This is a genomic window from Virgibacillus halodenitrificans (assembly GCF_001878675.1).
Lineage (GTDB): Bacteria > Bacillota > Bacilli > Bacillales > Amphibacillaceae > Virgibacillus_Q > Virgibacillus_Q halodenitrificans.
In genome coordinates, this window is the sequence record NZ_CP017962.1 from 1618464 (window position 1) to 1641014 (window position 22551).

A 22551-nucleotide genomic window follows, 5' to 3' on the forward strand; every position below is an offset into this window, starting at 1 on the left:
TTCTATTTTATTTCTATTTGCCAAATCATGCGTTGCCTGGATATAATCAGGGTTTTAAGGAATTGAGGGATTAATGTGAATGAGCACGTAAAAAGTTATTTAAATGAAATTTTACCAACCTCACCAGATTGGGCGAAAAAATTAGAAGGTGAAGCTAAGGAGAACCATGTACCTATCATGGATCGGGTTAGTATGAATTTTGTAATGCAGTTAATTAGAATAAAAAAACCAAAACGAATCTTAGAAATAGGCACAGCGATCGGATATTCTGCTTTAAGAATGGTAGAAGCTTCTCCGGAGTCTAAAGTTGTTACGATTGAAAAAGATGAAGTAAGATATCAACAAGCACTTAATAATATAAAAGCCAATAATAAAGAAGATCGTATAAGGGTTTTGTTAGGCGATGCTTTGGAGAAACTAAAGGGATTAGAAGATAATTCTTTCGACTTCATTTTTATTGATGCCGCAAAAGGGAAGTATAGGGACTTTTTTATCCTTTCTGAAGGACTTTTAGTCAACGATGGATTAATTATTTCAGATAATGTATTATTTAGAGGTTATGTAGCTAAACCAGAAGAAGCACATCGACGGCATGAAAAAATGGTTGAAAAAATAAGAGTGTACAATGAGTGGCTTTTCAAACATACCAATTTTTCAACATCCATTGTACCTATTGGGGACGGAGTAGCCATCAGTTTGAAAAACAATAAAAAGGGGAATTACCTTCATGAATAAAAAACCAGTAGTGATCGGTGTTGCTGGTGGAAGCGGAAGTGGTAAAACTTCTGTAACCAGATCGATCTGTAATCGATTTTCAGACAAAACAATTCTTGTTATTGAACAAGATTATTATTATAAAGATCAAAGTCATCTTCCTTTTGAAGAAAGACTGAACACCAATTATGATCATCCCTTGGCTTTTGATAATGATTTATTAATTGAGCATTTACATGAATTAATGAATCAAAATGCAATTGATAAACCAGTATATGATTATAAAATTCACACTCGCTCAGACAAAACAATAAAAGTAGAGCCAAAGGAAGTTATTATTTTAGAAGGTATATTGATTTTAGAAGATCCGCGGCTTGTTGACTTAATGGATATTAAAGTATTTGTTGATACAGACGCTGATTTACGAATAATCAGAAGGTTACTGCGAGATATAAAAGAAAGAGGCAGAACTTTAGATTCGGTTATTGACCAATATATTAATAATGTTCGGCCTTCTCATTTACAATTTATTGAACCAACAAAGCGTTATGCAGATATAATTATCCCTGAAGGAGGACAGAATTTAGTAGCTATTGATATTATGGCGACTAAAATAGAGAACATTTTGTCGAAAAATAAGGAAAAATAATTTCAGAGGCAAACTATTGAAAAATTAAATAAAGTCTGCCATAGTAAGTTTTAGCATCTTTTTATTAATTGGGCTAAAATGCTTACATGGCTCATATAGTATATTATTTACATGTTAGGGAAGATAGAAAAGGGAGTGTATTAGATGGCAATTGAAAAAAGTTTTTATATGACACAGGAAGGTAAAGAGAAATTAGAAGAAGAATTACATTACTTAAAGACAGATAGAAGACAAGAGGTAGTAGAAAGAATTAAAGTTGCACGTGATTTTGGTGATCTTTCTGAGAACTCCGAATATGATGCAGCAAAAGATGAGCAAGCGTTCGTGGAATCACGTATTGCCCAAGTAGAGAAGATGATTCGTAATGCTGTTATAATAGAAAATGATAATGACAATCCGAATGTAGTTTCTTTGGGGAAATCTGTAACTTTTCAGGAGCTGCCTGACGGTGATGAAGAAACATATATGATCGTGGGAAGTGCAGAAGCTGATCCTTTCGAGGGAAAGATTTCAAACGATTCTCCGATGGCGAAAAGCTTATTAGGACAAGAAGTCGGAACTGAAGTAGCGGTGGTTACGCCAGGTGGAGAAATTCAAGTTAAAATTGTGAACGTTGAATAGTAGTCCCGCTTGAATAGTATAACGGAAAGCAAAAAAGCGGGGATAACTCGCTTTTTTGCTATTTAGTAAGTACATAAAGCTTGTTATTCTAAATTAAATACGATTACAATGATAATTAAAGGGGGAAGAGTAAATGGCTAATAATAATGACTCAAGAGTAGATAAATTTGAGAAGCGTCGTAAAAACACGAAGTCGATATCCATATTACTTATTTTAGGTGCTGTATTGCTTATCCTTCTAATTGGTATTTGGATATTTGGTGGTGGAGATAAAGAAAAAACTACAGATCAGACACAGCCATCTTCCCAGGAAGAGCAAAATTCAACTGATGAAGAAAATGAAAGTTTTTATGAAAAGGAATCTAAGGAAGATACGGAAACAGACCAAGAGGAAAATAGCTCTTCAGAGAATGATGGAAATATTGATAAAGAAGACGAGGAACAGGAAGAGATAGAAAAGCAAGAAGTTGATTCTTCAGATGAAAATGTATTAAAAGCATATACTGCGGACTGGAAACCAATAGGTACAGAACAGGAGGAACCTCATACAACCAACTATAGTGATGGTTCTCAAGACCGAATTGAAATTAAAGAAGCTGTATTAATGGTAACGGATATTCCGGAACAAAATTTGGTTATGCACTGGGTAGGCAACGGAGGAGACCAAAAAGTAGAAGCCACTGTCTCGAACGAAGATAACAGTGAAATATATCGTGTTTACTTATCTTGGGTTGAAGGTGAAGGTTGGCAGCCAACCAAACTAGAAGAGTTAAAAACAGTTAAATATTAAACCTGTTCAAATGGAGGAAATGTGATGATAGGCATTATAGGAGCAATGGACGAAGAAGTAGCTTTGCTAGTCAGTAAGACGAAGGAAAAGGAAGAAATATTGATTGCTAATTGTGTATTTATCAAAGGGAAAATAGAGGGAAAAAAAGTAGTTATTTTAAAATCCGGTATCGGAAAAGTAAATGCTGCAATGGCAACAACTATACTACATGAAAAATTTAATCCGTCTCACGTCATTAATACAGGATCTGCTGGTGGCTTTTCCAATAGATTGGAAGTAGGGGATATTGTGATCTCTACGGAAGTAGTTCATCATGATGTAGATGTAACAGCATTTAATTACGCCTACGGGCAAGTACCCGGTATGCCAGCGATGTTCCCGGTAGATACGGAGTTGGCGGCCAAAGCTATTGCTGCTGTACAAACCTTACCTATTTCATATGAGCAAGGTATTATTGCTACAGGTGATTCGTTCATGGATGATGCTGAACGAGTAGCTTGGGTGAAAGAAAAATTCCCAAGCATGATTGCTGCAGAAATGGAAGCTGCTGCGATAGCTCAAGTATGCCACCAATATAACACACCCTTTGTTATTATAAGGGCTTTATCAGATATCGCAGGTAAAGAATCATCTATTACATTTGATGCTTTTTTACAGAAGGCAGCAGAAAATGCAGCCAATTTAATTTTGTCAATGTTAAAATCTCTATAATAGCACCATAAATTACCTCCTTCACTCCAACTGAAATTATGTTACTATTTCTATGGAAGGAAGGGGGAGCTAAAATGGAAGAGAAGATGAGAGATTTAGAGAATCAATTAATTGATTATAAACGTTTTGTTTCTGCATTGTTAATCTTAAGTAGTTATCTTTATATGGGTGGCATTATAAAAACATATTTGCAACCAACCTCTCATGGTGGAATATTATTTTTGCTTTCCTTGATTTCAGTATCAGCTGGAATATGGTTTATTGGAAAAGGTAAAGGAATTCAAGATAAAATTAGTCAAGAGCGCTAATCTTTTCTATAGATAGCGCTCTTTTTTGTTTTGATATTTGACGTGTAGTTAATGGTGGAAGATAGAGGGCTTACATTATTTGTGTTTTCTTTCTCTACGATAATATTCGTGAAAGACTTTCATTAAAGCTCTTTTCTCAATACGTGAAACATAACTTCTAGAAATATTTAGCTTCTTGGCAATTTCACGTTGTGTCATTTCTTCATAATCGTTCAATCCGTATCGGTATACAATTACTTCGCGTTCACGTTTATCCAGTATGCTGAAGTAATCTTGCATTCTTTCAATTTCCATGTTTAATTGTATATATTCTAAAATATTTTCGTTTTCTGCTTCTAAAATATCAATGAGACTAATTTCATTACCTTCCTTATCCTGGCCGATTGGATCTTGGAGAGAAACATCTTTTTTAACCTTTTTCAATGCACGCAAATGCATTAAAATTTCGTTTTCTATGCATCTTGCTGCATAAGTTGCAAGTTTTGTTCCTTTACCAGTAGAAAAGCTCTCTACACCTTTAATAAGACCAATAGTACCAATCGAAATTAGATCTTCAACATCTTCTCCTGTATTTTCAAACTTTTTAACAATGTGTGCAACTAAACGCAAATTATGTTCAATAAGCTTATTTCTGGCTTCTTCGTTTCCTTCCTCCATTAACTTAATGTACTTCGCTTCTTCTTCTTTGGACAAGGGTTGCGGAAAAGCGTGATTTTTTACGTATGAAACAAAGAATAAAGCTTCTTTAATTAAAAGCCCGAGAACAGTCAGAATTCCGGACAAACTATAATCACCTCCTTAAAGTAACGAAACTACAACGTTTAGCTCACCTCCAACTGAAAGATCAACACACCACTCAGAAAAGTTCAAAGTCTGCTTAGTTTAATAGAATGTTGTTTTTTCTACGTCTGAAACGGTTTTCTTTAATTATTTACATACTCGTAAACGACCAAAACCCTTTTAAGTTTTTACAATAATGAAACGTGTTACTTGCCGGTCTTTAATGATTACAAAGTAATAGGTGGGCTTTTGCCTATATAACATTCCTATGTGAACTGTGAAAGGTTTGTGTCTGTCCAATAAAAATAAAGTTTTTAAACATTGGAAATGTAACAGTAGTTCTAATTTAAGGAGTAGGTGGTATTTAACTGGGTTTACTATATGTCATTGCGCTAATATTATAAATGGGATAAAAATATAAAAAGCCATAAATACGTGCTGGAGTTTGAAAGTGGCTAATCTAGAAAAACTGCAAATATTGAATTTTAATTCAGTGTATAAGGAAACTGTGAACTAGAGCGGGGGCTATCAGCAGCAGAGCGAAGCAATCCGCTGGAGAAAGAATTAATCAGCAGCAGAGCGACCTAATCCGCCGGAGACTGAATTAATCAGCAGCAGAACGAGATAAACTTCCGGAGATAGAATTATCGACTGGAGAGCAAAGAGATATGTCTTAGATATTTAGGGATTAGCTATATTGTTTTTTAAAAGGGGAGTTTGCAGCCCTGCCAAATTAGTTTGCAGTTTATCTATATTACGAATCAATCGCTAACCTCTAAATATATTAGAACCTAAATTTTAGATTTTTCAAGACAAAAAAAGTGACTGTTTTCACAGTCACTTTGAGGGTTGCTTTTTCTTATTATAATTTTGTATTGCGTCTTCATATGCATCTGTACGGCTTTTTAGGTAAGGTTTTATTCCTTTTTGGTGAGCAGCACGTGCGATCATATGCGCGGATACCGGGGCAGTTAATAAAATAAACACAACCGCCAATAATAATTTACCGCTCACAATTCCATGCGACCCGTATAAAAATAAAAAAGCTCCGATCAGAATACATGCAATCCCTAATGTTGATGCTTTTGTAGCAGCATGTAGCCTTGTATATACATCTGGAAATCTTACTATCCCTATAGAAGCTGACAAAATGAAGAAAGTTCCCACAAGGATAAACAGGATAACAAGTATATTGATAATTATATTACTCCAAATTTCTATCAATGATAACACCCTTTTCCAGATATTTGGCGATAGCTAAAGTTCCCAAAAAAGATAGGATCCCAATCAATAGAACCACATCATTTAATTTGGAGGTAACGATAGAGATGGATAATAGTCCTGCTAAAGCCATTATATTAATACCCATTGTATCTAATGCTACTGCTCGATCGGGCTGAGTGGGACCTATCATTACCTGATAAAGCAATAAGATAAGTGATGCAGCTATTCCTATAAAGCAAATAACCAAAGAGACTTGAAGTATTTGCTCTGTTAATGCTAATAAATCATTCATCTTGTCACCTCCATAATTGCCTTCTCGAATGTGTCTTTAATTGAGTTTATAGACTCTTCCGTATCATCTATATCCATTGCATGTATAAATAACTGAGTATTATCATTGGAAATAGCAACTGAAAGAGTACCTGGTGTTAGTGTAATTAAATTAGCAAGTAAAGTGATTTCCCAGTTACTCTTTAAGTCTATTGGTAATGCGAAAATACCTGGTTCAACGTTCGGCTTTGGAGTATAGACAACTTTAACAATATCAATATTTGATGAAATCAGTTCCTTAATAAATAAGAAGATTAAACTGATAATCTTTATAAATCGTCGCAGATAAAAGGTATCGGGCACAAACCTATTTAATAGCAACAAGAGTAAAACACCTAATAAGTATCCTGCGAAGAAATTAGTGACAGAATAGGCTTCACTTAGAAACATCCACATAAAAGCAATAATTAGATTAATAATTATCTGAAATGTCATTTCGCATTACTCCTTTAAAACAGAATCGATATATATTTGCGGGTCTAATATATAGGCCGCAATCGAATCTATATGTGGATAAACAAATTCGGCACCTACACCCAATAGGACTGAAAAGGTTAATAGAAAGGCAACAGGAGCAATTAGCCCTTTTGTTGATTTTTTTTCTAAGTTTCCTAGCATTTGCTTATCGCCCCAGAAGCCATAAATGAAGATCTTCATAATGGAATAAAGGATCAATAGGCTGGTAAGCAAACCAATAATTACTATGGCAATATGGCCACTTGCAAATGCTCCTTTAAGCAATAGTAGTTTTCCGATAAAACCGCTGAATGGTGGAATGCCTGCCAGAACAAATGCGGAAATAAATAATAACCAACCTAGTACCGGGTAATAATGAATTAAACCACCCATTTTTCTTAAATCAGATGTACCTGCAACGTAAACAATTACCCCCACTAATAAAAAGAGTACAGACTTGATTATCATGTCATGAATTAAATAATAGATGGAGCCGCTTATACCATCTATAGTGAATGTACCGATTCCCAATAGAATGAAACCAATAGCAGGAATGATGTTATATGCAATAATTAACTTTATGTTATTGGTAGATAATGCGCCAATAATTCCAAACACCATAGACAATCCAGCAACCCATATAAATAATTCATGGGTTAATTCTAGCTTATACACAAAGATCAGGGAGAACACACGAAGAATGGAATAAATTCCAACCTTTGTCAATAATGCACCAAATAATGCTGATATGACGGGATTAGGCACAATATAAGATTTAGGAAGCCAGTAATACAATGGAAATAGAGCTGCTTTCGTAGCAAACACGAAAAAGAGTAATATTCCAATGGTGGTTAATATCCCTTGTTGCTCTACTTCTTGTACTCGCTCACCAATTTGAGCCATATTTACTGTACCAACAACAGCGTACAGAAAGGCTATAGCAGTAACAAATAGCATAGAAGAGAAAAGGTTTATTAATAAGTATTTTAGAGACTCTCTTAACTGAACCTTTCCTCCACCTAAAACGATTAAGCCATAGGAAGCCATAAGAAGCACTTCGAAAAATACAAATAGGTTAAATAAATCTCCGGTTATAAAAGCCCCTGATACGCCTGTTATTAAGAAGAAGAAAAAAGGATAGAAATAATAGCTTTCCTTTTTTTCCAGTCCGGCATGTGGCGCATAAAAAGCACAAACGGTTGCCACAAGATTTGTGGTTAATATAAGTAAGGATGCAAGGGAATCCATGACGAGAATAATCCCATATGGAGCAACCCATGCACCTGTTTCCAAGATAATTGTTCCATCAGTAAATACCTTCCAAACGATATAGCAAGAAACCAAAAGACTTATCACAGAGAATATCTGGGTTAACTTTCTTGATATATTCACCTTTGAATTGAAAAATATAAGTGTAATTGCTGATACTAATGGAAGTATGATTGGTAAAACTGCTAAATTACTCATTTGATTTACCCCTTAATTGTTCCATATTATCTGTATTATTTTCTTTCGTAGTTCGGTAAGCCAACACCAATAATAGACTCGTTACTCCAAAACTAATTACGATGGAGGTTAGAATTAATGCTTGGGGAAGGGGATCCGTATAATCGGATACACCATCCGTCAGAATAGGAGGTTGGCCTGTTTTAAGTTTCCCCATAGTCAAAATAAAGATATGGGCGCCGTGAGATAGCAAAGCTGTCCCAATTACGATTCGTAAAAGCTGTTTTTGCAGCAGATTGTATATGGCTGTGGCGAAAAGTATCCCTGCTAAAATGGACGTAATAATCTCCATTACTGAGCCCCCTTATCTTTTTTTAGTTTGATGAGGCCAATGATAGCTAATGCTGCAATTCCGAGAACCGCTATTTCAAATAGTGTGTCCAGGCCACGCATATCAACTAGAATGACGTTAACAATATTATGTCCGCCACCAAGTTTATAAGACGTTTCAACAAAGTAGTCCGAGATTGACTCAAACCAGTTACTACTATGAGCTGAAATAGCGACCATCGTCATAAGAGCACCAAAACCGACAGAAATAAATAGGTTAGTCATCTTAGTTCGAGCACTATCAGTAGATTTACGCAGTTTAGGTAAATGATAGAAACATAACAAAAATAAAGCTACTGTTACTGTTTCAATTACAAACTGAGTTAAAGCAATGTCAGGAGCTCTGTAAACAACAAATAAAATTGCTACACCATAACCTACTACGCCTAGTACAAGAATTGCAGCTATATTATGATTGGTAAAAATAGTAGCTACAGCAGCTATAATCATGATAATAACTACAGATACCTCTAAAATAGTTACATCTGCCAAGTAGTCATATTCCAAAGTAAACCCATTTGTTATAAACATAAACACAAAGGAAACAATTAATGTTGTTGCAAGAATAATTGACATATAATTTTTTAAAGACCCAGTCATATAAGAGCGAGTAATTGCCCCTGAGATAACATCCAGTTTCTCTACAATCTGATCATAAACCTTATTTAGACTTAATTTACCAGGTAAGATAGTATATACCTTGCTCCATTTTTTTCTTGTTACAAAAAGAATAATCCCAATTGCGACAACAATTAAAGACATTTTAAGCGGTGTATTAAACCCATGCCAAAAAGCTACTTTATGGAATTCGACATCAGGGTTAACTGCCTGTGCTGCATGCAATAGAAAGGGAGCATTTACTATATTTGGAAATAACCCGATTAAAATAACTCCCGCCACAAGTACAATTGGAGAGAGTAACATTCCAATTGGAGCTTCGTGTGGTTTTTTAGGTAATTTATCCAGCTGCTTTGGTCCGGTGAAAACACCAAAGAAGAAGTACATGGAGTATACAAATGTGAAGATACTCCCAAATACAGCTAAATAAGGGATTGCTTGAGCTAAAAATGTTGTGCTATCTAAATGAAGTGTTGCATCGAAAAACAATTCTTTACTGTAAAAACCGTTTAGAAATGGCAATGGCACGCCCGCCATAGAGAATGTTCCAAATAACGCAAGTGTGGCTGTTATCGGAAGGAATGTAATCAAACCGCCAAGTTTTCTAATATCACGAGTCCCTGTTTCATGATCAATAATGCCAGCAACCATGAATAAGCTGCCTTTGAAGGTAGCATGATTCAGAATATGGAATATTGCTGCAAAAACAGCAGCAGTAGTTCCAAAGCCAAGCATTGCCATAATCATACCCAGCTGGCTGATGGTGGAAAATGCAAGGATTGCTTTAAGATCTGTTTGTCTAACGGCCATATAAGAGCCCCAACATAGGGTAGTAATACCTACAAGGCTCACCACAATAAAGAACCACTCACTCCCGGAAAAAATGGGTGAAAAACGTGCAATAAGAAATAATCCGGCTTTTACCATTGTTGCTGAATGCAAATACGCACTGACAGGAGTTGGTGCCTCCATGGCATCAGGAAGCCATATATGAAACGGGAATTGTGCAGACTTTGTGAATGCCCCTAATAGAATAAAACCTAAAATTAATGGTAAATAGGAACTGTCTAGAATGACATCTACTTGGTTGATCATCTCTTGGATGCTTGTAGTTCCAGTAACAACCCAGAGTAATATAAATCCACCAAACATACTTAAACCACCAAATATAGTGATAAGCATACTTTTAAGAGCTCCATACCTTGATCGTTCTTTGAAATGCCAGTACCCAATCAGCAGGAATGAAGAAATGGAAGTTAACTCCCAAAATGTATACAAAACAAAAATATTGTCTGATAGCACTACGCCAAGCATTGCTGTAATAAACATTAGTAAGTAGACATAGAAGCTACCGAGTCTTTCCTGTTTACTAAGGTAAAAGATAGAATAAAGAACAACAAGTGCTCCAATCCCACTGATTAATAAAGCAAATAGTAAACTTAAACCATCCAAATAGAAATCAAAGTTAATCCCCAAAGAAGGAATCCAATTATATGTATGTCGAATTGGATTGAAATCTCTCCCTAAAAATTGGACGAAATACAGAAATATGGAGAGTGGCACAAACAAGACAAAAATGCCAGTATGTATCTTTTCTTTTAATTTACTTAATAACGGAATAAAACATGCAATAATGAGTGGTATTAACACTGCAAATATCATTAAAATTTATCCTCCTTCAAAAAAATAAGGCTGTCTAATTATTGCACATTATGTTGCTTAAATAGTCAGCTGTTATACAAAGTCACTGGAAACTGTAATATGTGGGTATCCAAACATGGAATGGTGGTGATGAAGCTTTTGTAATTGATACAGAATGAATGGCTAAAACATGGATTCTAAAGCAATTTATTCAAACAATAGTTTAACACAATATAATAACAAGAAAAATAAATAACCCCTATTATTCAGTAAAAATAATAGGGGTTTTCTGTTTCTTCATATTTATATAGCCAGCAATTTTTATCGGTAATCTTTTGTTTTTAATTTATGAGAAAGATGTCTTCTCTGAATTTCTTCTTCAATTAGTGAAAGAAAATCAGGGCTTAGATCTAATTCGTATGCTGTATAGTAAGATTCTAGCAATAATTCATCTGATAATTGCTCCATAAATACAGCCCTCCTAAAAATTTTACTTAAATTTAAACTATTACTAACTTACCACGATCCACATACCATAACAAGACTCAGGTTATCTACATTACCCTGTAGATAACTTGTGCGTAAATCAACTTGTTTGGTAATAATACGCTGTTAATTCAATACGAAAATTGTTAATAAAGTTATCCACAACGCAAATTTTGATGTTATTTGTCGAACGATTCTGGGAATATTTTGGTAGCAATTTTAAGTGAGTGTTCAAAGAGAATTATGGTTTCACTTCAAAAGAATAGTAAGTTATTATAGGATTAAGTTATAATATTATCTTACGGAAGAAGATAAAGTATAGTATGTTACTAATTAGAAATTATGAGGTGTGACCGTTGTTAAAAAGATTCTTACCGAATGAACATGTGAAAAGTATATTTGATATACAACCAGAAAAATTAAAGCAACGAGGGATTAAAGGTATTATTACAGATTTAGACAATACTCTCGTAGCATGGAATGTCAGGGATGCCACGCCAGAGGTTATTCAGTGGTTTAAATTGATGAAGGACAATGGAATTAACGTAACAATTATTTCAAATAATAAAAAGGAACGAGTAGAGCTTTTTTCTGAACCTTTAGGGACACCCTTTGTTTTTAGTGCTCGTAAACCGTTGAGCCGTGCTTTTAAAACGGTTGCCAAACAAATGGGATTAAAAAAGAATGAAATTGCTGTGATCGGTGATCAACTTCTCACAGATGTACTCGGAGGGAACTCGGCAGGATTTTATACCATTTTGGTCGTGCCTATCGTCCAGACGGATGGTAAAATAACGAAGATAAATCGAAGGATAGAAAGACGCATATTAAATTATATGAGGAAGAAAGGGCAAATTACTTGGGAGGAATAGGAATGGAAACACTTTATTGTCAAGGTTGTGGGGCTGAAATTCAGTCAACAGACCCAGGGGGGCCAGGTTATACTCCAAAGGCTTCTCTTCAAAACGAAAACGTTCTATGTAAAAGGTGTTTTCGCTTAAAACACTATAATGAAATACAAGATGTATCCGTCTCGGATGATGATTTCTTGAGAATGGTTAGTTCAATAAGGAATGCAGAAGGACTAGTCGTGCATATTATTGATATTTTTGATGTGAATGGAAGTTTATTACAGGGACTTCCACGAATTGTTGGTAATAACCCGATTATTCTGGTCGGTAATAAAATCGATCTATTACCAAAATCCACTAATGAGCGTAAGTTAATTCAATGGTTAAGAACATCTGCTAAAGAAGCAGGGATTAAAGTGGAGGATGTCTTTCTTATCTCTTCAATGAAGGGGTATGGACTTGAAGAGTTGGCTACTGAAATAGAAAAGTATCGTAAGAAAAAAGATGTTTATATTGTAGGAACTACAAACGTAGGAAAATCAACATTTATAAACAAATTAATTAAGCAAACTACAGGTTATTCCAATGTGATCACTACTTCTTATTTCCCTGGTACCACATTGGGATTTATTGAGATTCCTCTGGATGAGCAATCTTCATTAATTGATACACCAGGGATTGTTAATAAGCAGCAAATAGCTCATTACATTTCTGAAAAAGATTTGAAGGTTATCACACCTAAAAAGGAAATAAAGCCCAGGGTTTATCAGTTAAATAGCGAACAGACATTATATTTCGGAGGACTTGCCAGATTGGATTTTATAAAAGGAGAAAAAACATCCTTTGTTTGCTATTTTTCGAATGAATTGCCGATACATCGAACGAAATTGGAAAATGCGGACGAGCTTTATGTCAATCATATTGGTGAACTATTGTCTCCTCCAAGTGAAACGCCCGTAAAAAAATCGCTAGAACTTAAAAAAAATAGCTTTAAGCTAAACGGAGAAAAAACAGATATTGTTTTTCCAGGTTTAGGTTGGGTAAGTGTGGAAGGTAATGAAATAACAATTACTGCACATAGTCCGGAAAAGGTTGCTGTTTCAATAAGGAAATCACTACTTTAGGGGGAGTAGAGTATGGAATACCATCTAGCTTTGATTGGGTACCCAATTAAGCATTCATTATCACCTTGGATCCACAACAAATTCTTAGATAAAGCAGGTTTAAGAGGAAGTTACAAACTTCATGAATTTGATCAGGCAAGTTCTTTTGAAGAGAATATTAAATTATTGAAAAGGAAGAAATACGATGGCTTCAATGTGACCGTTCCATACAAACAAGAGATTATCCCATACCTTGATGAGGTTGATCCTATTGCTGATAAAATGGGTGCTGTAAATACGGTTGTAAATAAACATGGTAAATGGGTTGGGTACAATACGGATGGCGTTGGTTATGTACGTTCATTGGAAGCAGCCTATCCTGAGGCGCTCTTAAATCAAGATTGTCGAATCCTTCTTATAGGAGCGGGTGGTGCGGCAAGAGGTATCTATTGTGCTCTGCGGGACAGAGGGTTCTCAAGAATTGACATAGCAAATCGCACACAGACAAGTGCATCTGACATTTTGGAGCTTCAGGCTGATCATGGAAATTGTACTGTTTTATCTATTCAGGAGGCTGAAAAAGCGCTTAAAGATTATGATATTGTAATCCAAACAACTTCGGTCGGAATGAGACCAAATAGTAAAGATTCAATTATTCAAGTGGCAAATGTAAAAGACAAAGGAATATTCAGTGATATTATTTATCAGCCGTTAAAAACAGAATTTCTATCACAGGCAGAGGCTGCCGGTGCGCCAATTCATTTTGGACATACAATGCTTTTATATCAAGCTCAATATGCATTTGAAAAGTGGACTGATAAAAAGGTCTCTTTAAACAATATGGCGGAAGAACTTAAATTACTTTTGGAAGGAAGATAATATGTTAACAGGTAAACAAAAACGTTTTTTGAGGGCAGAAGCTCACCATCTAAAGCCAATTTTTCAAGTTGGAAAAACAGGTGTTAATGAAAATATGATTATTCAAATTAACGAAGCCTTAGAAAAAAGGGAATTAATCAAAATTAGTATTTTGCAAAATTGTATGGAAGATAAAGATACAATTGCTGAAGAGTTGGCTGAAGGCACTCAGGCAGAAATTGTGCAAGTTATAGGTAATAATATTATCCTTTACAAGGAATCTAAAGAAAATAAAACGATTCAACTACCATAAAGAGGGTGTTGTTTTAATGAAACACGTAGGTATACTAGGGGGAACGTTTGACCCGCCTCATCTTGGGCATATGATTATTGCTCAGGAGGTCCAATTGTCATTAAACTTGGATGAGGTATGGTTTATTCCTTCCCATACCCCTCCACATAAAAATACGACAAAAACCAATGCTGAAGATAGGGTAAATATGGTGAAGCTGGCTGTACAGGGGAACGCTTACTTTAAAGTCAACACGATAGAGATAGATCGTTTCGGGAAATCATATACCTTTGATACAATAAAAGAACTAAATAAAGAATATCCACGCTGCACATTTTATTTTATTATAGGTGCTGATATGGTTGAGTATCTACCTAAATGGAATAGAATTGATCAACTAATTAAACTTGTGCAATTTGTTGGGGTGAAGCGGCCGGGTTTTTCTTTAATTTCAACATATCCAGTGATAGAGGTAGAAGTACCTCAAATGGATATTTCTTCTACCATTATTCGTAATCGAATAAAAAATAATCAGCCATTTTCGTATTTCACCCCTGAAGGCGTAATGAATTATATTAAGGAGAAACGACTATATGCAAATGAAACAAGCGGTTGAGTATGTCAAACCTCACTTAACAAAAGCAAGATTTGAACATACATTACGAGTAGCTGAAACGGCGGTGGACTTAGCTGAAAGATTTGGAGTTTCCAGGGAAAAAGTGGAATTAGCTGCTATCTTTCATGACTATGCAAAATACCGCCCACTTGAAGAAATGGAAGATTATATAAAAAAAAGTGAGTTGCCTGATAATTTATTGACTTATCATCATGAATTATGGCATGGCCCTGTAGCGGCATTGTTAATAGAGAAGGAATTTGACATTCATGATGCTGATATAAAAGGGGCAATTCGCTACCATACTACTGGAAGAGCAAATATGAAGGATATAGAGAAGGTTGTTTTTATTGCTGACTATATAGAGCCAGAAAGAAATTTTCCTGGGGTTGAGGAGGTCAGAGAAGTAGTTTTATCTGACCTTAATTTAGCCTGTTGGATGGCGCTTCGAAACACAATTGAATTTTTGATGAAAAAGAAAGCAACCATCTACCCAGACACATTTCATGCATATAATGATCTTACAAGATATGTAAACGGAGGTAATCGTTAATGGAAGATAAAGATTTATTACAGATAGTAGCAACAGCTTGTGATGATAAAAGGGCAGAAGATATCATTGCTTTGGATATGAATGAAGTTTCCTTGGTAGCAGATTATTTTTTAATTTGTCATGGTAGTAACGAACGACAAGTTCAGGCTATTGCTAGAGGAATAAAAGATGCAGTGGAAGAAGAAGGGATTTCAATAAAACGTTTAGAGGGCATGGAACAAGCTCGTTGGGTGCTCGTTGATCTAGGCGGCATTGTCTGTCATATTTTCCATAAAGAAGAAAGAAGCTATTATAATTTAGAGCGCTTATGGGGAGATGCTACACAAGTTACATTGCATGTTGGGCAGGAAAAATAGTATGGCATATGGGAAAATGGCCGATGTTTATGATACGTTAATGGCAGTTGCACCTTATGATCAATGGATTGAAATGAGTTTAAGATTGTTTAAACAATGTGATAAACCAGTTAAACAGGTGATTGATCTTGGCTGTGGTACAGGAGAAATCAGTGTGCGTCTTGCTAAAGCAGGTTTCGAGGTCACTGGTGTGGATTATTCTTCTGATATGCTCGCATATGCAGAACGAAAGGCGACGAAAGAGCATACAAACATTGATTTGATTCAACAGGACTTAAGAGAACTGGAAGGTTTAAAAGAAATGGATGCAGCTGTATGCTACTGTGATGTTATGAATTATCTTACTTCCGAAAGTGATTTGAAAAATGTTGTTAAACGAATCGCAGACTCATTAAAACCCGGCGGCGTATTTATATTTGATGTTCATTCAATGCAACAGGTAGAAAATAATTTTATCGATCATACATTTGCAGAAGTAACGGAAGACACTTCTTATATTTGGTTCTGTACGGGAGGAGAAAATCCTGGAGAAATGTATCACGATTTAACATTTTTTCATAGAGAAGGGAATAAGTACGTTCGGTTCGATGAAGAACATTTTCAACGAACATACCCAATTTCTTTTTATGAACGTCTATTGTTAGCAGCCGGTTTTCAAAATATAAAAATATATGGAGATTTTTCTATAGATAAAGAAATAACCGAGGAGACTGAGCGGGTGTTCTTTGTAGCACAGAAAAGAGTAGGATAAAAATATCCTATTCTTTTTTTATTAAAGGACTTTAAGTGATTTTGTCGAATATGAATTAGGGAGGGCTCGTCCTTGCTTTAAATTTATGTTTGGCCCTTCGCAATCTGAATGAACCTCAAAGTATGCTCGATCCGCCTTCATCCCCCTTATTATACCACAAGGAAGTGACCTTCATTGAAAATGCCAATTAGAAGTGCTGGCTTTCTTCTTATTATTACATCGGTAGTGGTTGTTTTTTTAATAATTACCCGCGAAGAAGAGCCACGAGTTCAACAAGAAATTTCCCCACTAAAAATTTCTACAACGGAATCACAAGAGAAAAGTAATCCATCCAAAGAAAATACAAAAATTATGGTTGATATCAAAGGGGCTGTTGCGAAGCCGGGGGTTTTTGAAATGCCTGTTGAATCAAGGGTAAATGACGCAATTAAACTAGCCGGTGGGTTTACAGCTGATGCTGATCAGTCACAAGTCAATTTAGCGCAGAAAGTCCAGGATGAGATGATAATAAATATCCCTGTTATAGGAGAAGAGCCCTTTACACAAGGTGAAGTTAGTAGTATCCAAACGGAAAAATTGAGCATTAATTATGCCACACAGGAAGAAATTGAAACCTTAAATGGAATAGGTCCTGCAAAAGCACAAGCAATTATTCAATTTCGTGAAGAACATGGACTCTTTAGTACAGCGGAGGATCTTCTTCAGGTTCCTGGAATTGGCGAAAAGACGCTTAATAATTTCATTGATGATATTCAAGTACCTTAAGCAGATTGACGAAAATAATACGATAAAGGTAAAATTGGATGGAAACCTGCAAAATTAATTTAGTACGAAAAATGCTTTGGTTTCAATCAGTTTTAGTATTATCAAAATTAGAGGAAAATAGTATTTTATAGGGAGAGAATATAGTATGGAAAGAATTTCTTGGGACCAATATTTTATGGCACAGAGCCATTTACTGGCATTGAGAAGTACCTGTACAAGATTAATGGTAGGGGCCACCATTGTTCGAGATAAAAGAATTATAGCAGGAGGGTATAATGGAAGTGTAACTGGCAGTGTGCACTGCATGGATGAAGGCTGTTATGTTATTGATGGTCATTGTGTAAGAACAGTGCATGCTGAAGCTAATGCACTTTTACAGTGTGCCAAATTTGGTGTGCCAACAGAAAATGCAGATGTATATGTAACACATTTCCCATGTCTGCAGTGCTGTAAGCAACTTATCCAGGCAGGAATAAAAACAGTCTATTATGCAGAAGATTATCGTAATCACCCATATGCTGAACAATTATTTAGTGAATCAGGTGTAAAAACGGTAAAAGTAGAGCTTGATTATCTAGCTGTCGATACACAATATCGTGAAAAACAGATGTTTGTTGATGGATTACTTGAAAAGCTTGAATTATCCACACTGGAAAAGGAAGAAATAACACAAATTAAAAATGAAGCTGAAAAGCTATTTCAGTATACAACTGAATAGGGAGAACAATCATTGAAAGGTTACTGGTATCTCATTCCTGTTTCCGTTACTCTCGGCGTCTTGACAAAAAGCCAAATGAATTACTGGCTTTTAGGACTTTTTTTAATATGGATATTGTATCTTTACCATAAACAACGATTAGGGATTTTTCCTATCCTAATATCCCTAATCGCATCTCTTTTTTTCAGTTGGTATATCCCTTCTCCAACACAACTCGAAAACACTGCTCCCCATCTTCCTGATAAAAAAGAACATCAAATGACTGGAAAAATTATTAGTCCCATTGATGAAAAAAGTCATAGCATTCAATTTTTGCTTAAGGACAATTCACATGATAATACTGTACAAGTAGTTTATTTTAATGGCAAGCATGATACAGCTTCCACATCAGGTCGTATTCATTCGCTCAAATATGGTGCTACATGCGAAATCAAAGGCATAATGGAAGTACCAGACCAACCGACTAATCCAGGCCAGTTTAATTACCGACAATACTTGTTTGGTCAAGGAATTCATTATCAAATTATTGTTAATCAACTTTCTGATTTGAAATGTTCTGGTTCCGGATATATGCACCGTTTTTATAAGCTTCGGGATATGTTAACAACCTATGTTGTAACCAACACTTCTGAAAGCACATCCGCATGGTTGAGTGCAATTGTATTTGGAGATGATTCGTTCCTGCCTAAGGACACAATTGAGTTATTTCGAAGGTGGAGTCTATCACATTTGTTAGCAATCTCTGGTTTACATGTTGGGCTTGTATTGGCCTTGTTGTATTTTATTTTGATTCGACTACTTGGCTTAACGAAAGAAAATGCAGAATGGACGATCCTGTTGTTTTTGCCTATTTATGCTGTGTTGGCTGGGGGAGAGCCCTCGGTTATTCGGGCGAGTGCCATGGGATTTGTTTTTATCGCCATAAACAAACTGCATATGAAATGGAGTGTCTCAGATGTATTAAGTTTCATTTTTATTCTACTTGTTTTAGTTGATAAGTATATTATTTATCACGTTGGATTTCAGTTTTCTTTCCTCGTAACATTCGGTATACTACTTTCACAAAAGTGGCTCCTGCAGGATGGTTTTTCATTATTTCAAATGCTTAAGCTGAGTTTTATTTCTCAACTTATAATCCTGCCGTTATATTTCACTTATTTCTTTACATTTCAACCATTGTCAATACTTTTAAATATGATTATCGTCCCTTACTTTTCCTTCTTTTTAATTCCTTCACTTTTCATCCTGTTCATTTTGTCTCCAATTAAATTAATTGCTGCTATATTAAGCTCATTAATTAATGTTTTGCAGGAATACATGCTTGCAATGATAACTTATATTGACAATTCTTTTTCAACATCCTTATCTTTAGGCCCTTTACCACTTAGTATTACGGTTATTTATTATGTCATCTTTTTTCTTTTGATGAAAAATCTCCACTACAAAAATTTAACTAAAGCATTTGGTTATGGCATTTTACTGGTTGCTGTTTTGGTAAGTGGAGCAATAAAACCATACGTATCGAATGTTGGATATATAACTATGTTGGATATCGGTCAGGGGGATGCCTTTGTTGTGGAGTTACCACATCGCAAAGGAGTCGTATTAATTGATGCTGGTGCGAGTTTTTCCTTCGATTCGGGAGAGCCAACGGAAAAAGTATATACACAAGTTATTAAGCCATATTTATTGTCGCGTGGAATAAATAAGATAGATGCAATATTCTTATCCCATGAAGATACAGACCATAATGGGAGTTTATCGTTTATTATTGACGAGTTTAAAGTTGGTGCCATAATTGTAAGCCAATTTTACGAACTGGGGAAACAGGAAATAGATTCATTGAACAAATTAGGGGTAGAGCTATTACGATTAAATGAAAATACGGCGGTAACGATCGGTGGAGAGTCGTTTACGATATTAGGTCCAAAAAAAGATCGAGCTTCATCAAATTCAAACTCATTAGTAATTTATGGAAGGCTTGGAGGGAAAGGTTGGCTTTTTACAGGGGATATTGGTGTAGAAGAAGAAAAAAATATTTTACAGGAATTCCCGGGGTTGGAAGTAGATGTATTAAAGGTAGCTCATCATGGTAGTAATACCTCAACAGATGATCAATTTATTCGTAAGTTGCAACCTGAATACGCTCTTATATCTGCAGGCAAAAATAATAGGTATGGTCATCCTACTCAAGAGGTGATCGACAGGCTTGAGAAGTATGATACTACCATATTGCGAACGGACCAAGATGGAGCTGTACAATTTCGTTTTAAAAAAGATAAAGAAGGAACATTTTATAGGCAATCCCCATAGAATGGTGTGAAGAGAAAAAATATAAATAAAAAATGAAAAAGAGACTGGTAAATATCAGTCTCTTTATGATGGATCGTTAAAGCCATCTGACCTTATTATGGTTTTCGAATTATTGGCCGATTACACTAACTGTTACACCGATAGCAAAAATTAAAATAAAGAAAATAAATGAGAAAGCAAAGCCTTTCATGGAATCGACAACATCATTATTTTTGGATTGTACATTTTTTTCAAATTCGTTCACATTTACCCCTCCTATATCACCACTAGTATAAATTAAATTATGGAAAAAATCCACTTTAGAATAAAAATTATTCCTAACGATATACATCTCCAAATATAGAAAGAACTAACAACTATACTTTTCTGCTTGCGGGATAACCTAAGTATAGGAACCAATCCCGTTTAGGAGTCAGTTTCTAGAGCTGGTTCTTAAACGTTGATATAGATGATCGGGGAAAGTGCCCAAACACTTTCCTCGACTTTACTCTTGCTATTAAAGGGGACACACTTTACCATATAATCTATATACATAAATGGTGGAGTGAAAGAAATGTCATATATGGAAATAATGAAGAAAGTAAAAAATAAACAAATTGCACCAGTTTATTTATTATACGGATCAGAAAATTACTTTATACAGAAATTACAAAAAGAAATAAAAAAACAAGTGCTTGGTAAAGAAATGGATAATTTGTCATTTTATGATTTAGATGAAACGCCGGTTCAGGAAGTAATTAGTGATGTGGAAACCTACCCTTTTTTTGGGGAGAGAAAGTTAATCATTGCAACTAAGCCTTCTTTTCTGAAGGCCAAACCAGATAGAACTGCAGTGGAACATAATGTAGAAATATTAGAGAATTATCTCTCCATGCCAGTTGACTATTCTGTACTTGTTCTAATAGCACCTTATGAGAAAATTGATGAAAGGAAAAAACTAACCAAAGTACTTAAAAAGAATGCAGATATTGCAGTGTGTAACCCAATTAAAGATTATGATGTAAGAAAATGGATTGATAATTTGGCTGGACAGTTAAGAGTATTTATTGATCAAGATGCCTATGACATATTCGAAGCTGAACTATCCACTAACTTAAATTTGATGGAAAATGAATTAAAGAAGATGGCTCTTTTTGTTGGAGAAAAAGGAACTATTACTAGAGCAGTGGCAGAGAAATTAATTTCACATACTGCGAGCAGCTCTTCATTACGGTTAGTGGATACTGTTATTGATCGAGACTTAGCACAAGCAATTGCTATATATAAAGATTTAGAAAAAATGAAAGAGGAACCAATAGCGTTAATTGGTTTACTAGCCTTTCAATTTCGTACCATTTTGCGTGTCAAATTATTAAAGCTTAAAGGATACAGTCAATCACAAATGCAGAAACAACTTGGTGTCCATCCGTACGTAATAAAAATTGCTCTGGCAAGAGAAAAGAAATTCACTGTAGAAAAATTAGAGGCTGCAATGGATAAGTTGGCTCAAGCTGATGCATCCATGAAGCAGGGGACGATGGAAAAGGATTTAGTGTTTCAGTTGTTATTATATGATCTTATTAACGAATAATGAACCAAAAGGGCGAGCCGCACCTGGAAGTGGAGACTCCAGTAATAATCTACGGGTTTTAGGTTTATGTTTCTATTGCAAATGTTGGAGCACTAACGTATTTTGTTTATTCATAGTTGGAGTAAACTGCGACGTAACTTTATTGATGAATTGAAAGAGCTCAGTGAAATATTTGAGGAGAAGTGCCCCATTGATTTGCGTTTCAGGCGGACGCTTTCCGCCGGCATGGCTTCAGCCGCTTCCTCCGCTACGCTCCGTGCAGGGTCTTCAGCTCATGCTATTCCGGCAGGAGTCGCCGCCCTACTCTCCCATCAATTTATATGAGCTTTAATATTTCAAATGCGGAGTGGGCCATTCACTTGTACTTGACGATATAAAGTGACCTTTTTACATCTAATACTAAATTCATTTATCGCTAAAAAGTAACACTTAAGCGGAGGAAAATACGGAGACTCCTTGAAAATGAAAGTACACATTTTCTTCGTGCGATGCTTTGCTGTCGAAGCTTTCCTTGTTCTGGGGGAGATGGGGCATAGGTGAGACCCCGGAATGGGGTATTTAGGTTGGAAGGCTAAAGTCGCGACGTCCTGTCGCAACGCCTTCATGACCAACATCGTGTTGGCCCGAGGCTCATCAGCCGC

General features: G+C 35.5%; 27 protein-coding genes. 18 read left to right on the forward strand and 9 right to left on the reverse strand.

The features are described from left to right. Positions 1–75: 75 nt before the first annotated feature. From BME96_RS08425 to BME96_RS08450, 6 genes are all read left to right on the forward strand, one after another. Positions 76–735: an O-methyltransferase gene (locus BME96_RS08425; protein WP_019377859.1), complete on the forward strand. Its 660-nt coding sequence runs from the start codon at positions 76–78 to the stop codon at positions 733–735. Continuing rightward, a complete protein-coding gene (gene udk, locus BME96_RS08430; protein ID WP_060678375.1) occupies positions 728–1363 on the forward strand; it encodes a uridine kinase in 636 nt (211 codons plus the stop codon). Before BME96_RS08425 ends, udk begins: the two co-directional genes overlap by 8 nt. A gap of 144 nt (positions 1364–1507) precedes the next feature. Further along, positions 1508–1984: a transcription elongation factor GreA gene (gene greA, locus BME96_RS08435; RefSeq protein WP_060678376.1), complete on the forward strand. Its 477-nt coding sequence runs from the start codon at positions 1508–1510 to the stop codon at positions 1982–1984. Positions 1985–2117: 133 nt separating this feature from the next. Beyond that, entirely contained in the window at positions 2118–2774 is a 657-nt protein-coding gene (locus tag BME96_RS08440; RefSeq protein ID WP_071648859.1) for a YrrS family protein, read from the forward strand. 24 nt (positions 2775–2798) lie between these two features. Beyond that, on the forward strand, positions 2799–3485 hold the full coding sequence (mtnN, locus tag BME96_RS08445) for a 5'-methylthioadenosine/S-adenosylhomocysteine nucleosidase (RefSeq protein ID WP_083547441.1): 687 nt from the start codon (positions 2799–2801) through the stop codon (positions 3483–3485). A 74-nt stretch (positions 3486–3559) separates the two neighbouring features. Next, entirely contained in the window at positions 3560–3793 is a 234-nt protein-coding gene (locus BME96_RS08450) for a YrhC family protein (RefSeq protein WP_019377864.1), read from the forward strand. A gap of 75 nt (positions 3794–3868) precedes the next feature. Here BME96_RS08450 and sigK read toward each other — a convergent pair whose 3' ends face one another. From sigK to sda, 8 genes are all read right to left on the reverse strand, one after another. Continuing rightward, a complete protein-coding gene (sigK, locus tag BME96_RS08455) occupies positions 3869–4576 on the reverse strand; it encodes an RNA polymerase sporulation sigma factor SigK (protein WP_019377865.1) in 708 nt (235 codons plus the stop codon). Between the two features lie 834 nt (positions 4577–5410). Further along, complete coding sequence (gene mnhG / locus BME96_RS08460; protein WP_019377866.1) at positions 5411–5797, reverse strand: monovalent cation/H(+) antiporter subunit G; 387 nt, start codon at positions 5795–5797, stop codon at positions 5411–5413. Continuing rightward, positions 5778–6089, reverse strand: a complete 312-nt coding sequence (locus BME96_RS08465) for a Na(+)/H(+) antiporter subunit F (protein WP_019377867.1) — start codon at positions 6087–6089, stop codon at positions 5778–5780. Before BME96_RS08465 ends, mnhG begins: the two co-directional genes overlap by 20 nt. Then, complete coding sequence (locus tag BME96_RS08470; RefSeq protein ID WP_071648861.1) at positions 6086–6562, reverse strand: Na+/H+ antiporter subunit E; 477 nt, start codon at positions 6560–6562, stop codon at positions 6086–6088. Before BME96_RS08470 ends, BME96_RS08465 begins: the two co-directional genes overlap by 4 nt. Before the next feature lie 6 nt (positions 6563–6568). Next, positions 6569–8050, reverse strand: a complete 1482-nt coding sequence (locus BME96_RS08475) for a Na+/H+ antiporter subunit D (RefSeq protein WP_060678379.1) — start codon at positions 8048–8050, stop codon at positions 6569–6571. Further along, entirely contained in the window at positions 8043–8381 is a 339-nt protein-coding gene (locus BME96_RS08480; RefSeq protein WP_019377870.1) for a Na(+)/H(+) antiporter subunit C, read from the reverse strand. Before BME96_RS08480 ends, BME96_RS08475 begins: the two co-directional genes overlap by 8 nt. Next, on the reverse strand, positions 8381–10699 hold the full coding sequence (locus tag BME96_RS08485; RefSeq protein WP_071648862.1) for a Na+/H+ antiporter subunit A: 2319 nt from the start codon (positions 10697–10699) through the stop codon (positions 8381–8383). The genes BME96_RS08480 and BME96_RS08485 overlap by 1 nt, the downstream gene beginning before the upstream one ends. Before the next feature lie 300 nt (positions 10700–10999). Next, the gene (gene sda, locus BME96_RS08490) at positions 11000–11146 is read right to left on the reverse strand and encodes a sporulation histidine kinase inhibitor Sda (protein WP_019377872.1); all 147 of its coding nucleotides are present in this window, start codon (positions 11144–11146) and stop codon (positions 11000–11002) included. Between the two features lie 374 nt (positions 11147–11520). Here sda and BME96_RS08495 point away from each other — a divergent pair, with 374 nt between their 5' ends. From BME96_RS08495 to BME96_RS08545, 11 genes are all read left to right on the forward strand, one after another. Continuing rightward, the gene (locus BME96_RS08495) at positions 11521–12036 is read left to right on the forward strand and encodes a YqeG family HAD IIIA-type phosphatase (RefSeq protein ID WP_019377873.1); all 516 of its coding nucleotides are present in this window, start codon (positions 11521–11523) and stop codon (positions 12034–12036) included. Positions 12037–12038: 2 nt separating this feature from the next. Continuing rightward, complete coding sequence (gene yqeH / locus BME96_RS08500) at positions 12039–13139, forward strand: ribosome biogenesis GTPase YqeH (RefSeq protein WP_071648863.1); 1101 nt, start codon at positions 12039–12041, stop codon at positions 13137–13139. A 12-nt stretch (positions 13140–13151) separates the two neighbouring features. Then, positions 13152–13997, forward strand: coding sequence for a shikimate dehydrogenase (gene aroE / locus BME96_RS08505; protein ID WP_071648864.1), 846 nt, complete (start codon positions 13152–13154; stop codon positions 13995–13997). Between the two features lies 1 nt (position 13998). After that, the gene (yhbY, locus tag BME96_RS08510; protein ID WP_019377876.1) at positions 13999–14289 is read left to right on the forward strand and encodes a ribosome assembly RNA-binding protein YhbY; all 291 of its coding nucleotides are present in this window, start codon (positions 13999–14001) and stop codon (positions 14287–14289) included. A 16-nt stretch (positions 14290–14305) separates the two neighbouring features. Beyond that, positions 14306–14884: a nicotinate-nucleotide adenylyltransferase gene (locus tag BME96_RS08515; protein WP_071648865.1), complete on the forward strand. Its 579-nt coding sequence runs from the start codon at positions 14306–14308 to the stop codon at positions 14882–14884. Then, positions 14862–15437, forward strand: a complete 576-nt coding sequence (gene yqeK / locus BME96_RS08520; protein ID WP_071648866.1) for a bis(5'-nucleosyl)-tetraphosphatase (symmetrical) YqeK — start codon at positions 14862–14864, stop codon at positions 15435–15437. Before BME96_RS08515 ends, yqeK begins: the two co-directional genes overlap by 23 nt. After that, the gene (rsfS, locus tag BME96_RS08525) at positions 15437–15793 is read left to right on the forward strand and encodes a ribosome silencing factor (RefSeq protein ID WP_019377879.1); all 357 of its coding nucleotides are present in this window, start codon (positions 15437–15439) and stop codon (positions 15791–15793) included. Before yqeK ends, rsfS begins: the two co-directional genes overlap by 1 nt. Before the next feature lies 1 nt (position 15794). After that, on the forward strand, positions 15795–16544 hold the full coding sequence (locus BME96_RS08530; RefSeq protein ID WP_019377880.1) for a class I SAM-dependent DNA methyltransferase: 750 nt from the start codon (positions 15795–15797) through the stop codon (positions 16542–16544). Between the two features lie 180 nt (positions 16545–16724). Continuing rightward, positions 16725–17309, forward strand: coding sequence for a helix-hairpin-helix domain-containing protein (locus tag BME96_RS08535; protein ID WP_071649982.1), 585 nt, complete (start codon positions 16725–16727; stop codon positions 17307–17309). 145 nt (positions 17310–17454) lie between these two features. Then, positions 17455–18027, forward strand: coding sequence for a ComE operon protein 2 (locus BME96_RS08540; RefSeq protein WP_019377882.1), 573 nt, complete (start codon positions 17455–17457; stop codon positions 18025–18027). Positions 18028–18039: 12 nt separating this feature from the next. Beyond that, entirely contained in the window at positions 18040–20340 is a 2301-nt protein-coding gene (locus BME96_RS08545; protein WP_071648867.1) for a DNA internalization-related competence protein ComEC/Rec2, read from the forward strand. Positions 20341–20449: 109 nt separating this feature from the next. Here BME96_RS08545 and BME96_RS08550 read toward each other — a convergent pair whose 3' ends face one another. Further along, positions 20450–20584: a YqzM family protein gene (locus BME96_RS08550; protein ID WP_019377884.1), complete on the reverse strand. Its 135-nt coding sequence runs from the start codon at positions 20582–20584 to the stop codon at positions 20450–20452. Between the two features lie 309 nt (positions 20585–20893). Between BME96_RS08550 and holA the strand changes: the two genes are divergently transcribed. Next, on the forward strand, positions 20894–21910 hold the full coding sequence (gene holA / locus BME96_RS08555) for a DNA polymerase III subunit delta (protein WP_071648868.1): 1017 nt from the start codon (positions 20894–20896) through the stop codon (positions 21908–21910). Positions 21911–22551: the final 641 nt, after the last annotated feature.

What these genes read in the sequence shown, in the direction of transcription:
- holA (WP_071648868.1), top strand. Translation starts at nt 20,894, where the DNA reads ATGTCATATATGGAAATAATGAAGAAAGTAAAAAATAAACAAATTGCA.
- yhbY (WP_019377876.1), top strand. Translation starts at nt 13,999, where the DNA reads ATGTTAACAGGTAAACAAAAACGTTTTTTGAGGGCAGAAGCTCACCAT.
- BME96_RS08535 (WP_071649982.1), top strand. Translation starts at nt 16,725, where the DNA reads ATGCCAATTAGAAGTGCTGGCTTTCTTCTTATTATTACATCGGTAGTG.
- yqeK (WP_071648866.1), top strand. Translation starts at nt 14,862, where the DNA reads ATGCAAATGAAACAAGCGGTTGAGTATGTCAAACCTCACTTAACAAAA.
- BME96_RS08440 (WP_071648859.1), top strand. Translation starts at nt 2,118, where the DNA reads ATGGCTAATAATAATGACTCAAGAGTAGATAAATTTGAGAAGCGTCGT.
- BME96_RS08485 (WP_071648862.1), bottom strand. Translation starts at nt 10,699, where the DNA reads ATGATATTTGCAGTGTTAATACCACTCATTATTGCATGTTTTATTCCG.
- yqeH (WP_071648863.1), top strand. Translation starts at nt 12,039, where the DNA reads ATGGAAACACTTTATTGTCAAGGTTGTGGGGCTGAAATTCAGTCAACA.
- mtnN (WP_083547441.1), top strand. Translation starts at nt 2,799, where the DNA reads ATGATAGGCATTATAGGAGCAATGGACGAAGAAGTAGCTTTGCTAGTC.
- BME96_RS08475 (WP_060678379.1), bottom strand. Translation starts at nt 8,050, where the DNA reads ATGAGTAATTTAGCAGTTTTACCAATCATACTTCCATTAGTATCAGCA.
- BME96_RS08540 (WP_019377882.1), top strand. Translation starts at nt 17,455, where the DNA reads ATGGAAAGAATTTCTTGGGACCAATATTTTATGGCACAGAGCCATTTA.
- aroE (WP_071648864.1), top strand. Translation starts at nt 13,152, where the DNA reads ATGGAATACCATCTAGCTTTGATTGGGTACCCAATTAAGCATTCATTA.
- BME96_RS08530 (WP_019377880.1), top strand. Translation starts at nt 15,795, where the DNA reads ATGGCATATGGGAAAATGGCCGATGTTTATGATACGTTAATGGCAGTT.
- BME96_RS08450 (WP_019377864.1), top strand. Translation starts at nt 3,560, where the DNA reads ATGGAAGAGAAGATGAGAGATTTAGAGAATCAATTAATTGATTATAAA.
- BME96_RS08470 (WP_071648861.1), bottom strand. Translation starts at nt 6,562, where the DNA reads ATGACATTTCAGATAATTATTAATCTAATTATTGCTTTTATGTGGATG.
- udk (WP_060678375.1), top strand. Translation starts at nt 728, where the DNA reads ATGAATAAAAAACCAGTAGTGATCGGTGTTGCTGGTGGAAGCGGAAGT.
- rsfS (WP_019377879.1), top strand. Translation starts at nt 15,437, where the DNA reads ATGGAAGATAAAGATTTATTACAGATAGTAGCAACAGCTTGTGATGAT.
- BME96_RS08515 (WP_071648865.1), top strand. Translation starts at nt 14,306, where the DNA reads ATGAAACACGTAGGTATACTAGGGGGAACGTTTGACCCGCCTCATCTT.
- greA (WP_060678376.1), top strand. Translation starts at nt 1,508, where the DNA reads ATGGCAATTGAAAAAAGTTTTTATATGACACAGGAAGGTAAAGAGAAA.
- BME96_RS08480 (WP_019377870.1), bottom strand. Translation starts at nt 8,381, where the DNA reads ATGGAGATTATTACGTCCATTTTAGCAGGGATACTTTTCGCCACAGCC.
- sda (WP_019377872.1), bottom strand. Translation starts at nt 11,146, where the DNA reads ATGGAGCAATTATCAGATGAATTATTGCTAGAATCTTACTATACAGCA.
- BME96_RS08465 (WP_019377867.1), bottom strand. Translation starts at nt 6,089, where the DNA reads ATGAATGATTTATTAGCATTAACAGAGCAAATACTTCAAGTCTCTTTG.